General features: G+C 59.5%; 10 protein-coding genes. 3 read left to right on the top strand and 7 right to left on the bottom strand.

Features of this window, described 5'->3' with window-relative positions; genetic code table 11:
- Nucleotides 1-14: 14 nt before the first annotated feature.
- The gene (locus tag INF32_RS07080) at nt 15-740 is read right to left on the bottom strand and encodes a hypothetical protein (protein WP_226387656.1); all 726 of its coding nucleotides are present in this window, start codon (nt 738-740) and stop codon (nt 15-17) included.
- 12 nt (nt 741-752) lie between these two features.
- Nucleotides 753-2,552 carry a translational GTPase TypA gene (gene typA, locus INF32_RS07075; protein WP_226387655.1) on the bottom strand — a complete coding sequence of 600 codons (1,800 nt, stop codon included), beginning with the start codon at nt 2,550-2,552 and terminating at the stop codon, nt 753-755.
- Between the two features lie 93 nt (nt 2,553-2,645).
- Here typA and aroB point away from each other — a divergent pair, with 93 nt between their 5' ends.
- Nucleotides 2,646-3,674, top strand: coding sequence for a 3-dehydroquinate synthase (aroB, locus tag INF32_RS07070; protein WP_226387654.1), 1,029 nt, complete (start codon nt 2,646-2,648; stop codon nt 3,672-3,674).
- A 47-nt stretch (nt 3,675-3,721) separates the two neighbouring features.
- Here aroB and INF32_RS07065 read toward each other — a convergent pair whose 3' ends face one another.
- From INF32_RS07065 to INF32_RS07045, 5 genes are all read right to left on the bottom strand, one after another.
- Complete coding sequence (locus INF32_RS07065; protein ID WP_226387653.1) at nt 3,722-4,453, bottom strand: tyrosine-protein phosphatase; 732 nt, start codon at nt 4,451-4,453, stop codon at nt 3,722-3,724.
- A gap of 34 nt (nt 4,454-4,487) precedes the next feature.
- Nucleotides 4,488-5,528, bottom strand: a complete 1,041-nt coding sequence (locus tag INF32_RS07060; protein ID WP_226387652.1) for a glycosyltransferase — start codon at nt 5,526-5,528, stop codon at nt 4,488-4,490.
- 14 nt (nt 5,529-5,542) lie between these two features.
- Complete coding sequence (locus INF32_RS07055) at nt 5,543-6,478, bottom strand: UDP-glucuronic acid decarboxylase family protein (protein WP_226387651.1); 936 nt, start codon at nt 6,476-6,478, stop codon at nt 5,543-5,545.
- 8 nt (nt 6,479-6,486) lie between these two features.
- Nucleotides 6,487-7,803: a UDP-glucose dehydrogenase family protein gene (locus INF32_RS07050; protein ID WP_226387650.1), complete on the bottom strand. Its 1,317-nt coding sequence runs from the start codon at nt 7,801-7,803 to the stop codon at nt 6,487-6,489.
- A 282-nt stretch (nt 7,804-8,085) separates the two neighbouring features.
- Nucleotides 8,086-10,185, bottom strand: a complete 2,100-nt coding sequence (locus tag INF32_RS07045; protein ID WP_226387649.1) for a glycosyl hydrolase 115 family protein — start codon at nt 10,183-10,185, stop codon at nt 8,086-8,088.
- Between the two features lie 145 nt (nt 10,186-10,330).
- Between INF32_RS07045 and INF32_RS07040 the strand changes: the two genes are divergently transcribed.
- Together INF32_RS07040 and INF32_RS07035 are read left to right on the top strand one after the other, a co-directional pair.
- Nucleotides 10,331-11,188: a sialate O-acetylesterase gene (locus INF32_RS07040; RefSeq protein WP_226387648.1), complete on the top strand. Its 858-nt coding sequence runs from the start codon at nt 10,331-10,333 to the stop codon at nt 11,186-11,188.
- Nucleotides 11,189-11,198: 10 nt separating this feature from the next.
- Entirely contained in the window at nt 11,199-12,698 is a 1,500-nt protein-coding gene (locus tag INF32_RS07035; protein WP_226387647.1) for a sialate O-acetylesterase, read from the top strand.
- Nucleotides 12,699-12,705 lie beyond the last annotated feature (7 nt).

Genomic DNA, 12,705 nt, shown 5'->3' with positions numbered 1-12,705 from the left:
TTCGAATGGTGCCGTTATTCGATTCCCGTATCGGGTTTGAAAAGATCGTCCCTGCCGATCCGGATCAGGTATGGTTTTTCGTCTCCCGCATCGACGGCGACGGTCACCGAATCGCTCCACTGCACGAGAGAAGCGAGCGCGGACAGGTCGCAAGAGACCGAACCGTATTCCAAATGCGTATCCGGCCATCCCGCCGGTATTTCCGGATGATAGTGCAACCGTAACCGCAGGGTGTCCGGAGTCTGTTCCGCCGGGTCGTATGACATCTCCATTTCCACCGGAATGCTTTCTCCGTTTTGCAGGTTTGCGATGCGTATGCCCGTGTGCAAATCGAAGTACCCGAAGCATCCCTGACCCAACGACAAATGCGGGGGAATCTCGCGGTTGTCCGCTCCGGCGGGAGAGTCCGTCCCGGACGACTCGGTGCCGACGGGGCGGATGATTTCATAAACTGAGTAGGGGAGAACGCGGGCATTGCGGATATAGCAACCGACAAGAGCGGCGTCCGTCCAGTCGCTCTCCGTGTAACGGAATTCGAAATAGCCCCGCTCGATGCCGTCGAGCCTCCGGTCGTGGGTGACGACCCGTCCCCCTCCATCCAGATAACAGGAATAGCCGCGGTCAGCATCGCCCACGATCGTGGCTTCGCTCATGAAAGCCCGTGAGCCGTCGTCGCGGTCGTCGCTGCATCCGGTAAGGCCGAGCAGGAGCAGCAGTCCGTATAGCATCGTTCTCCCCATCCGTCTCAAAGGCTATTTGGCCGCTCTCTTCCGGTCGTTCTCGTCGAGGAGAATTTTCCGCAGACGCATGGCCTTCGGGGTCACTTCGACGTATTCGTCCGCCTTGATGTATTCGAGCGCCTCCTCCAGCGAGAAGATCACGGGCGGGGCGAGGCTTACCTTGTCGTCCGAGCCGCTGGCCCGCATGTTGGTCAGCTTCTTGCTTTTGGTCAGGTTGATGACGATGTCCTGGTCCCGGGTGCTTTCGCCCACCACCTGTCCGGCGTATATCTCGTCCTGCGGGGATACGAAGAACTTGCCCCGGTCCTGCAGCTTGTTGAGGGCGTAGGCGTAGGCCGTGCCGGTCTCCATGGCGATCAGCGAACCGTTCGTGCGCATCTCGATTTCACCCTTGTAAGGCTCGAAACCGCGCAGGCGGTGCGTGACGACCGCTTCGCCGGCCGTGGCCGTGAGCAGGTTGCTCCGCAACCCGATCAGTCCCCGCGAGGGAATCTCGAATTCGAGCCGCGTGCGGTCGTGGTTGGCCGTCATGTTGAGCAGGTTGCCTTTGCGTTTGGTGACCATTTCGATCGCCTTGCCCGAATACTCGTCCGGCAGGTCGATCATCAGCTCTTCGACCGGTTCGCATTTCACGCCGTCGATCTCCTTGATGATGACCTGCGGCTGGCCGACCTGCAGTTCGTACCCTTCGCGGCGCATGGTCTCGATCAGCACCGACAGGTGCAGCACTCCGCGTCCGTAGACGATGAAGCTGTCCGAACTCTCCCCGGGCTTCACCCGCAGGGCGAGGTTCTTCTCCAACTCCTTGTCCAGCCGCTCCTTCAGATGGCGCGAAGTGACGTATTTGCCGTCCTTGCCGAAGAAAGGCGAGTCGTTGATCGTGAAAAGCATGCTCATCGTGGGCTCGTCGATGGCGATGGGCGGCAGCGGCTCGGGATTTTCGAAATCGCAGACCGTGTCGCCGATCTCGAATCCCTCGATGCCCACCAGGGCGCATATCTCTCCGCACCGAACCTCTTCCACCTTGCTCTTGCCCAGACCGTCGAATACCATCAGGTCCTTGATCCGGGTCTTGACCATCGTTTTTCCGTCACGTTTGGCCAGCGTCACGGGCATTCCGGACCGCAGTGTTCCCCGGGTGAGCTTGCCCACGGCCACGCGGCCCACGTAGTTCGAGTATTCCAGCGAGGTGATGAGCAGCTGGGGCGTTCCCTCCACGTAGGCCGGCTCGGGAATCTCGTCGATGATCGTGTCGAGCAGGGGAGTGATGCTGTCCGTCGGTTCGTTCCACTTGTGGGACATCCAGCCGTTCTTTGCGCTGCCGTAGATGGTCTTGAAGTCGAGCTGCTCCTCCGTGGCGTCGAGCGTGAACATCAGGTCGAAGACCTGTTCGTGCACCTCTTCCGGCCGGCAGTTGGGTTTGTCCACCTTGTTGATGACCACGATGGGCTTCTTCCCCAGTGCGAGGGCTTTCTGGAGGACGAAGCGCGTCTGGGGCATCGTCCCTTCGAAGGCGTCCACCAGCAGCAGCACGCCGTCGGCCATGTTGAGCACCCGTTCCACCTCGCCGCCGAAATCGGAGTGCCCCGGAGTGTCTATGATGTTGATTTTATAACCGTTGTAGTTGACCGATACGTTTTTGGACAGGATCGTGATCCCGCGCTCCCGTTCCAGGTCGTTGTTGTCCATGATCAGTTCGCCCGTCTCCTTGCCGTCGCGCAGCAGATGACCCTGCAGGATCATTTTGTCCACGAGCGTGGTCTTGCCGTGGTCGACATGGGCGATGATCGCGATGTTGCGTAATTTCTGCATATTCCTACCTGAGTTTGTCCTCGTAAATTTCGGGGGCAAAGATAGAAAATAAATCAGGGAATAGCATTATATTTGCAAACTATTCTGACGTATATGAAAGAGATTATCGAGGTGAAAAAGGGGACGGGCGGCCTTTCGCGCGTCGTGGTCGGGGAGGTGATCGGCGAGCTCCGGTCGTGGCTGCCCCAGCGGCGCGTGATCGTGGTCACCGATGCGAACGTACACCGGCGCTACAAGCAGATCATCGACTCGTTCGAGCATATTATCATCGGGATGGGCGAGACCAACAAGACGCTCTATACGGTGGAGCGGGTCTACGACGAACTGATCGCATTGGGTGCCGACCGGGAGTGTTTCATCCTGGGTTTCGGCGGAGGCATCGTGACGGACGTCACCGGCTTCGTCGCCTCGACCTACATGCGCGGCCTGCCTTTCGGTTTCGTCGCCACGACCCTGCTGGCGCAGGTGGATGCGAGTGTCGGCGGCAAGAACGGGGTCAACGTCGAAGGATACAAAAACATGGTCGGAGTGTTCAACCAGCCGGAGTTCGTACTCTGCGACACCTCGTTGCTGCGCACGCTTCCCGAACGGGAGTTCCGGGCCGGGTTGGCCGAAATCATCAAGGCGGGTATCATCGCCGACCCGCAGCTTTTCTCCCTGTTCGAGACATATTCGCTGGAGGAGTTCCGCCAGGACGGGGCCCTGCTCACGCGGATCATCACGGCTTCCGTCCGGGTGAAGGCGGCCGTCGTCGAGGCCGACGAACGGGAGGGGGGCGTTCGCAAGAAGCTCAACCTGGGCCATACCTTCGCCCATGCCATCGAGAAGTGCAGTTCGGAGTTCCTCCACGGCGAGGCCGTGGCGATCGGCACGGCTATGATGGCCGGAGTCTCCGTCCGGCTGGGCGTGCTCTCTGAAGAGGAGGCGGAACGTATCCGTCGCGTAATCGTCAGAATGGGGCTGCCCGTCGAATCGGGCGTCGATGTGAAACGGCTTCTGAAGGCGCTCAAACTCGATAAGAAACGGGATGCCGACCGGATCAGCCTCGTGCTGATCGACCGGGTGGGCAGTTGCGAAATCCGCAAGACCCCTTTCGCCGAGTTGGAGAAACTGTTCGTCTGAAAACGGTGGCCGGACCGGATATTCCGCTGTCCTGCCGTTTCATCCGTTTATTGCCACAGCAGCAGGTTGTTCTCCTTGAGTTTTTCCACGGCTTCCGCCTGTCGGCTCTCCACTGAGAGGGTTTCGATCGCGTTCAGGTGGGGAAAGGAGTGGAGGTCCGTTCCCACGAATGTGTACAAATCCCGGCGGATGAGTTCTTCCGCCAGTTTTTTCGCGTGTTCTCCGTGCCAGCCGGTCAGCGACAACAGGTTCAGTTGGAATTTGCATCCCGCGTCGAGCAGCCGCCCGAGCAGCTGCTCCCGCTGCACCCTGTGTTGCAGGAAAGCATAACGCTCCGGATGGGCGAGGATCGGCGTATAGCCTTGCAGGGATATTTCGAACAGGAGGTCGAACGCACGGGCGGGGAATCCCCCGAGGGTGAACTCCACCAGCACGTATTCGTCCGCCAGCGTGAGCGGGCCGTTCTGGAGATGGACGGGGAATTTCTCGTCGAGCAGGTGCTCGGCGGCCAGTTTCAGCTTTATCGGGCCGTCGTAACCGAACGCTTCGAATTTCCTGTTCAGCGAGATACGGTCGTTCCTACCGTAGGCGCCGGCCATCACGTGAGGCGTCAGATAGGCGCCCTCCACCCCCATGCCGGCCAGCTTGTCCAGCAGTTTCAGGCTGATTTCGGCCGAGGGGCTTCCGTCGTCAACCCCCGGCAGCAGGTGGCAGTGCACGTCGTACAGGCCGTCCATCAACTGCCGTACCTCTTTTCTCTTTTTTCCGAATCCGAACATACTTCGTTGTACGTATACTGCGAAATCCGTGCCTCTATACGTAATGGTTCGCTTTCAGCTGTCTCCAGAATTTCATGAATTTCTGCGATGCCCGCACACAATAGGGAAGGTCGAGCACCGTGAGCAGCCGGTATTTCGCGCAGGCCGCCTGGCAGCGGTGTTTGAGATTCCGTTTGAACAGGTATTTCAGGTTGGATTCGACCGTTGCGATCGTCGCCTTGTACAGGCTTTTGACCCAAAACCGTACCAGATAGAGGTTGCTCATCGAACGCCGGCGGAGCGCCTTGGTGTACAAGCGCAGGACATAGTCCTGTACTCCGTCGCCCCGCCTCAGACTGAGTAGTTTGGATACGGTCATGCGCGAAGCCGGCATCAGATGGCGGAACACCAGCCGTTCGTCGTACCAGATTTTATAACCGGCCAGCGCCAGTGCATGGCATAGCTCGTAATCTTCGCCCGAAGCGTCCACTTTCTGCCCCCGCCGGGTGCTGAGGATGTTTTCGAACCCCAACTCCCGCAATCTGTCCAGAGCGGACATGCGGTAGATGCATCCGGCGCCGAAAACGGCGCACCGTTCTCCTTTGGTGATGTCCGATATGTCGCCGCTGCGGCTGCCCTGGGGACCGCAGGCGTATCCGTCCGGACACCACGGGGGAGCCTCCTCCTCGAAGACGGCGACACCCAGGCCGCCCAGCGCCCCGATCAGGGGAATCGCTTCCATGATCCTGAAACCCGTTTTCAGGTAATCCGGTGCGAGAAAGTTGTCGTCGTCGCAGATCAGCACATATTCGTACCGTGCTTCCGCATAGCCCATCTCCAGCGCCGCATTTTTCCCCGGAACGGGTTGGTGCAGGATACGGAACGGAATGTTTTCCGGCAGTTGCGCGCAAGCCGTTTCGGCTACGGCCGCCGTGTCGTCGCGGGAGGCGTTGTCGATGACGATCAGTTCGCAGCCGAACTCCTCCGTCCCTTCCTGGGCGCCGATATGGGCGATCGTCTCCCCGATCCTGGACGCCCCGTTGTAGGTGGCGATCAGGATCGTGATGCCGTTCGGATTTTTGCTGTTTGAACTCATGTCGGAATCCCGGTTTAAATGAGGCTTTCGAAATAGGCGATCGTCTTTTTCAGTCCCTCTTCCAGCCCGATGCGCGGTTCCCATCCGCCGAGCTTCTCTCTGGCCAGCGCGATGTCGGGTTTGCGCTGGCGGGGGTCGTCGCTGGGCAGGGGTCTGAACACGAGACGGGATTTCGATCCCGTCAGCCGGATCACCATCTCCGCCAGTTCGAGCATGGTGAACTCTCCGGGATTCCCCGTATTGACGGGGCCCGTGAAGTCGTCGCCGGTGGCCATCATGCGCACCATGGCCTCCACCAGATCGTCTACATACTGGAAACTGCGCGTCTGCGAACCGTCCCCGTAAATGGTGATCTCCTCGCCGCGCAGGGCCTGCACGATGAAATTCGACACGACCCGCCCGTCGTCGGGGTTCATCCTCGGGCCGTAGGTGTTGAAAATGCGCACGATCTTGATGCGGACGCCGTTCTGGCGGTGGTAATCCATGAACAGTGTTTCGGCGCACCGTTTCCCTTCGTCGTAGCAGGAACGGATTCCGATCGGGTTGACGTTGCCCCAGTACGACTCCACCTGCGGATGGACGGCCGGATCACCGTACACCTCGCTGGTGGACGCCTGGAGGATTTTGGCCCGGGTGCGCTTGGCCAGTCCCAGCATGTTCATCGCCCCGAGCACCGAGGTCTTCGTCGTCTTGATCGGGTTGTACTGGTAATGTACCGGCGAGGCGGGGCAGGCCAGGTTGTAGATTTCGTCCACTTCGGCGTGGTAGGGGGTCGTCACGTCATGGCGCACCAGCTCGAAATGATGGTCGTCCATCAGGTGGCGTATGTTGTCCTTGCTGCCCGTGAAATAGTTATCCAGACAGATCACGTCGTTGCCCTCGCGGAGCAGTCTCTCACAAAGATGGGAACCGATGAATCCGGCTCCGCCCGTAATCAGTATGCGGCTCATGCGTCTCTCTATTTGATGCCGATTCCCATGTAGGCGAATCCGTTGCGTTCCAGTTGTCTCTTGTCGTAAATGTTGCGTCCGTCCACCACGACGGGGGTCCGCATGCTCTCCCGCACCCGTTCCCAGTCGGGGAGCCGGAACTCTTTCCATTCGGTCAGCAGCAGCACGGCGTCGGCCCCCTCGACCGCTTCGTAGAGGTCCTGCGCGTAAGCGATGCGATCCCCGATCCTGCGTTTGGATTCCTCCATGGCGATCGGGTCGTAGGCCCGGACCGTACATCCCGCCCGGAGCAGGGCGTCGATCACGGTCAGCGAGGGAGCTTCCCGCATGTCATCGGTCTGGGGCTTGAACGAAAGGCCCCACAAGGCGATCCGTTTGCCTGCGAGGTCGCCGCCGAAATGGTCGTACAGCTTCCGGAAGACGATCCGTTTCTGGTCGTCGTTCACCGCCTCGACCGCTTCGAGCACACGCAGCCGGTAACCGTTCTCGTGCGCCGTGTTGACCAGGGCCTTCACGTCCTTCGGGAAGCAGGAACCCCCGTAGCCGCACCCCGCGTAGAGGAAACGGCTGCCGATCCGTTCGTCCGTGGCGATGCCCTTGCGCACCATCGAGACGTCGGCTCCCACGATTTCGCACAGGTTGGCGATGTCGTTCATGAAACTGATGCGCGTGGCCAGCATGGCGTTGGCGGCGTATTTGGTCATCTCGGCCGAGGGAATGTCCATGAAGATGATCGGGTGTCCGTTCAGCGTGAAGGGTTTGTAGAGGCTGTCCATCATGGCCCGGGCCAGGTCGGACTCCACGCCCACCACGATCCGGTTGGGGCGGCTGAAGTCGTTGATGGCATCCCCCTCCTTCAGGAATTCGGGATTGGACGCCACGTCGAACTTGCAGGACATGCCGCGTTTCGCCAGCTCTTCCGCGACCGCTTCCTTCACCTTGCGGGCCGTGCCTACGGGGACGGTACTCTTGGTCACCAGCAGTTTGTATCCGTCCATGGTGCGGCCCACTTCGCGGGCCACCTCCAGCACGTATTTCAGGTCGGCGCTCCCGTCCTCGTTGGGAGGGGTTCCCACGGCGGAGAAGATGATGTCCACGTGATTGACCACGTCGGCCAGCCGTGTTTCGAAATGAAGGCGTCCGGCTTTCGCGTTATTGTGCACCAGCGCTTCGAGCCCCGGTTCGTAAATGGGAATGATCCCGTTGCGCAGGTTCTCTATCTTGTGCGTATCGACATCCACGCAGGTGACGTCGATGCCCATTTCGGCGAAACAGGTTCCTGTCACCAGTCCTACGTATCCGGTTCCTACGATGGCGATTTTCATGCTTTTCAAAATTTTTCTCAGTAGAGGATATTTTGGGAACGCTAAAATAGGACTATTTCTCCGTATTTACAATTCCCGTCCCGTAATTTGTTCCTAAATCCGGCCGGGGCCTTCGTTTTACGAAAAAATCCCGGGAACGCAGCAGCGTCTCCGGGACTTTTTATTCCCCTTGCGGGGAACGACCTAACTAACCTTTTATCCTAATACTAACCTTCTTTTGCAGGCGTTTCGGAAAGAAAACGGTGTGTCCGGTCGTTTTATTGTATCCGTGTTGCTTTTTTTTCACTTTTTTGCGCCCAGTTCCCTTACCCGTCTGATATCGCGCAGGAGCGACTCGAAGCCGAACCGCTTGTCGCCCGCATACCAGGATTCGAATGCGCCGTGCTGGGTGCGTGCGAGGCTGGCCCGTGCGGCCTCCATCTCCGAATACGCTCCGTCGAGCCCCGCGAGCATCGTTTCCTTGTCCTGCTGGTGCTTGTAGGCGTGCACGAAATGGCGCAGCGACCGGCTCAGATGGAACATGTAGTCGGCATAGGCCCGCAGGTTGGCGTCGAAAAAGAACCTCCGCTCCTCCGGCAGACGCTCCTGCATCCGTGCGCAGCGTTCCGCCACGGCTTCGAAACGGGGGATGGCGGCATCCATGCCGGCCAGGATGGCATCCACCTGGTTGTCCGTGCCGTTGTCGGCCGGGTCGATGCGGAACGTGCGTCCCGGTACCCGTTCGTATCCGATGTCTTTCAGCGGATTCGGGGTGTAGGTGAAGAATCTTTTAGCGATCTGTCCGATGGCCCGTGCGTAGCGCTGGTCCTGGAAAATGTACTGGCGTTCCAGTCCGCCGCCCGGAAAGTCCGGTTTTTTCGGTTCCCAGTAGGCGTAGAAATAGTCGTGGTAGAGGCCGGCGACCGCTTCGGCATGTTCTTTCCCGAAGTACATGGCTGCGTATTCGCGCAGGAACGGGTCGGTCGAATAGCTTCCGTAGTCCCACAGCATCCGGGCGTTGGCCGAAAGGGTGAGCAGGAACTCCCGGAAGTTGCCCGCATTCACCACCGAAAAATAGAGGGGCGACTTGTCGTTCACGTACCGGTAGTTGAACTCCATCTTCCACGGCCCTTCGGCCGGGGCCAGGTGGGCGCCGGTGGAGGAGAACTGGAAATTCATGTAGTAGCCGAGCTTCACCTTGTTGCGGGGATCGAACTGCTGGATGTCGTCGTAGGGGTAGTGATCGCGCCGCCCGGCCACATAGGTCCAGATCATGTTTTCGCCTTTGGGCGGGGTGACGCAGCCTTTGGCCAGCAGGTCGGCCATTTCGTCGTAGAACGTGATCCGGACGTAGGGCTCGGCCTCCTTCGTGTGCTTGCGGATCAGATCCATCTGCACGGCGAGCATCTCCGTGATGATCCGCCCCCGCTCCTTCTCGTCTTCCGGCGCGTCCTTGAAGGTGATCCAGAACGGTTTGTCTCCGTCGCCCCGGAAAGCGATGTTCCAGATGTTCTCGATACCGTTGCGGGTGACCGTTTCGGCACAGTAGTCCCAGAACTCGAAAAGTTGCTCCTTATTGGCCAGCGAGAGTTCCGGAGCCGGCCGTACACCCCGTATCTTTTCCCAGTATTTCGGCCAGGCGTTGAGGGTGCTGTTCATCGAGACCGTGTGGTGCGAGGCGACGATCAGTCCGTATTTGGCGGTCAGGCGTGCCGAAGCGGTCATGCGGTAAGGGAAGTCGATCGTATTGCCGTACTCCACCGCGTTGAGTTTCAGCCGCAGCATGGTTTCCAGCCAGAGTTCGTCGTTCTCGGCTGAGAGTTTGCGCCACGGGGTCAGCAGGTCGGTGTCGTTGGGCAGCCACGTGCGGAAGCGCACCTGGGGAGAACCGAAATACAGGTCGCAGTCGGCGGGTATGCGGACGGACTCCTTCTCCTGCGCATCCCACAGAGACCAGAACCAGAGCGGCGGCACGCCGAGGAACTTTTCGCTGAAAGTGTAGACCGCATAGATGGTTCCCCGCATGTCGGCGCCGTCGAGGTAGATGCGGTTCGTCGCCGGGTCGTACCACACCCGGTGCGATTCGAAGCCGTCCAGCGGACGGAGTGTGCGGAGCGGTAGCTTCAGCGTGTTGGTTTCCCGGTTGACGACCACCAGTACGGGAAAGTTCTTTTTTGCGGGGAGCTTGCCGGTCACTTCGGCTTCGGTCTGCATGACCGTGCGGAAATCGCGGCACAGGGTTTCCACAGCCAGTACCAGCGGGGCGGGTTCGTCGTCACCCATGACGATCCGCACATGGCCGCGGGTCAGTTCGACGGTGTTTTCCGCCGCGAAACCGGCGGTGGCTGCCATCAGCAGCGCGAGGACGGAAAGTACTACGGTCCGATAGAGTAGTCTGGGCATTTTTTTAGGAGTTTAAATGGGGTAAATTTGTCTTTTTATTGAAAAAGAACTACATTCGTAGAACAAATTTATTCAAAAATATAAATTTGGCCCTAAACTGTCCGGAATTTATTTTTGATTGTTAACCCTATAACTGACTTGCCTTATGAAAAAATCGTTACTTTGTGTTGTCCTGCTGGCATTCTTCGCCTCGTCCGCCTGTGTGGCCGGAGGCGGGCGGAAAGCCAGGAAGTCGTCCGGAAAGGAGGGGTATGACATCTACCTGCTGATCGGTCAGTCGAACATGGCCGGACGCGGAAAGATGATTCTGCCGGAGGACACGGCCCGTGTCATGGAGGGGGTGTGGCTGCTGAATTCGGACGGCAAGCCCGAACCGGCCCGCAACCCGCTGAACCGTTATTCGTCCGTGAGGAAGGTGATGAAGATGCAGCAGATCGGTCCGGGTACGGCCTTCGGCGAGAAGGTGGCCCGGGCGACGGGACGCAAGGTGTTGCTCGTGGTTAATGCGCTGGGCGGTTCCTCGATCCGCGCATGGGCGAAAGACGCTCCGATGGTGGCCGACAAGGGCAGCATCGCGGTCGGAGAGAAACAGCTCTATGCCGAGGCGATACGTCGCACCCGCGAGGCGCTGCCCTACGGTGAACTCAAGGGGATCATCTGGCATCAGGGCGAAGCCGACGCGCGGAATCCCGAGGTCTACAAGGCCCGCCTGTCCGCGCTGGTCGAGAATCTGCGCAAGGACCTGAAGGCTCCCGATGTGCCGTTCATCGCCGGGGAGATCGCCCATTGGCGTCCTTCGGCCGCCGGTTTCAATGAGATGATCCGCACGATCTCCACGTTCGTTCCCAACAGCGACTGGGTGAGCGCCGAGGGGGCAGGGCAGCTGATCAACGACCGCGACCCCCATTTCAGCCGTGACGGACAGTTGCTGATCGGCAGCCGTTATGCCGACAAGGCGCTGAAAATGTGTTATCCCGAGAAAGGTAAGTCGAAACGCAAATAGGACCTTCGTCATGAAGCGTTTCGCGTGGTATTGTGCAGCAGTCGCCCTGCTGCTGGGCGCTTGTTCCGAAGAGAACGAGGATGCCTTCGGTCCCGTGGTCAGAACGGGAATCGAGTTTACGGCCGAGGGACTTCCTGCCTCGGCGGGTTCTTCCTTCCGCGTGTTGGTGTTCAACGGCGTCTCTTTCGATAAGGTGTTGGAGAAGACCGTCACCGATCTGAATGCTCTTTCCGACGAGGAACTTCCTTCGGGCCGTTACGTATGGACGGCGATCGCCGGATACGATTCCGAAGCCATGCTGCTGCTGGAGACGGACAACCTGTCCTCCTGCCGGCTCTTCCTGAAAACGGATGCCCCCGGGATTCCCGCTCTTTATTATGCCAGCCGCATGGTCTGCGTGGGGGAGGACGAACGGGCCGATCTTTCGTTCAGCCCGATCCTCTCGTCGGTCGAGGTCACGGGCGAATTGCCCGGGGAGGCCTCCCGGGTGCAGGCCGTGTGTGCCGGTGTTCCGAGAAATTTCAGCCTCTCCTCGCGCAGCTGGGACGAGAGGGTGCTGACCGAGGTGCCGCTTGCGGTGAATCTTTCCGGCAGCGATCCGGCGACTTTCACCGCTTCCGGTCTGGTGCCTCCCGCATCCGCCCCGAAATTGGCGGTCACGGTCACCAAGGATGGCAAGCCCTATACGATGCACCACGATCTGCCTGCCCTGCGGGAAGGAATTGCGGGAACCGAAAAGGTGGAATATACGTGGGACGATTTTCCCGGCAGCGGCGGGTTCGATATTTTCCTGCTGATCGGTCAGTCGAACATGGCCGGACGCGGGACCATGCTGCCCGGAGACGAGACCGAGACGCTGGAAAATGTCTGGCTGCTCGATACGGAGGGAGTGGCTGTCGAGGCGCACAATCCGCTCAACCAATACTCTACCGTGCGTAAAGGGGCATCCATGCAGCAGATCAATCCGGGATATGCATTTTCGAAGAAGGTGGCGGAGGAGACGGGACGTAAAATCCTGCTGGTGGTCAATGCCCTGGGAGGATCGTCGATCGGCATGTGGAAAAAGACGGCCGGGCCTGTCACCGACGAGGCCAGTATCGCATACGGGAAGCTGAAACTCTACGACGAAGCCGTCCGCCGCACCCGGCAGGCGATGGAGTTCGGGGAGCTCAAAGCTATCCTGTGGCATCAGGGCGAAGCCAATTCGGGCGATCCGGAAGGGTATAAATCCGTGCTGAAACAGTTCGTGTCCGATCTGCGGAGCGACCTGGGAGTTCCCGACGTGCCGTTCGTCTGCGGGGAACTGGCCTACTGGCGGTCGTCTTCGGCCGGATTCAACGAGATGATCCGCACGGTCTCCGAGTTCATTCCCAACAGCGATTGCGTCAGCGCCGAAGGGGCCGGCATGCTCAAGGACGAAACCGATCCCCATTTCAGCCGTGACGGCCAGATACTGCTCGGGGAGCGTTATGCCGACAAAGTGCTCCGGATGTGTTATTCCGGCAAGTAGAGGAAAT

It is taken from the genome of Gallalistipes aquisgranensis, from assembly GCF_014982715.1.
GTDB classification, from domain to species: domain Bacteria; phylum Bacteroidota; class Bacteroidia; order Bacteroidales; family Rikenellaceae; genus Gallalistipes; species Gallalistipes aquisgranensis.
This window is presented reverse-complemented; position numbering and strand designations above follow the sequence as displayed.

What these genes read in the sequence shown, in the direction of transcription:
- INF32_RS07080 (WP_226387656.1), bottom strand. Translation starts at nt 740, where the DNA reads ATGGGGAGAACGATGCTATACGGACTGCTGCTCCTGCTCGGCCTTACC.
- typA (WP_226387655.1), bottom strand. Translation starts at nt 2,552, where the DNA reads ATGCAGAAATTACGCAACATCGCGATCATCGCCCATGTCGACCACGGC.
- aroB (WP_226387654.1), top strand. Translation starts at nt 2,646, where the DNA reads ATGAAAGAGATTATCGAGGTGAAAAAGGGGACGGGCGGCCTTTCGCGC.
- INF32_RS07065 (WP_226387653.1), bottom strand. Translation starts at nt 4,453, where the DNA reads ATGTTCGGATTCGGAAAAAAGAGAAAAGAGGTACGGCAGTTGATGGAC.
- INF32_RS07060 (WP_226387652.1), bottom strand. Translation starts at nt 5,528, where the DNA reads ATGAGTTCAAACAGCAAAAATCCGAACGGCATCACGATCCTGATCGCC.
- INF32_RS07055 (WP_226387651.1), bottom strand. Translation starts at nt 6,478, where the DNA reads ATGAGCCGCATACTGATTACGGGCGGAGCCGGATTCATCGGTTCCCAT.
- INF32_RS07050 (WP_226387650.1), bottom strand. Translation starts at nt 7,803, where the DNA reads ATGAAAATCGCCATCGTAGGAACCGGATACGTAGGACTGGTGACAGGA.
- INF32_RS07045 (WP_226387649.1), bottom strand. Translation starts at nt 10,185, where the DNA reads ATGCCCAGACTACTCTATCGGACCGTAGTACTTTCCGTCCTCGCGCTG.
- INF32_RS07040 (WP_226387648.1), top strand. Translation starts at nt 10,331, where the DNA reads ATGAAAAAATCGTTACTTTGTGTTGTCCTGCTGGCATTCTTCGCCTCG.
- INF32_RS07035 (WP_226387647.1), top strand. Translation starts at nt 11,199, where the DNA reads ATGAAGCGTTTCGCGTGGTATTGTGCAGCAGTCGCCCTGCTGCTGGGC.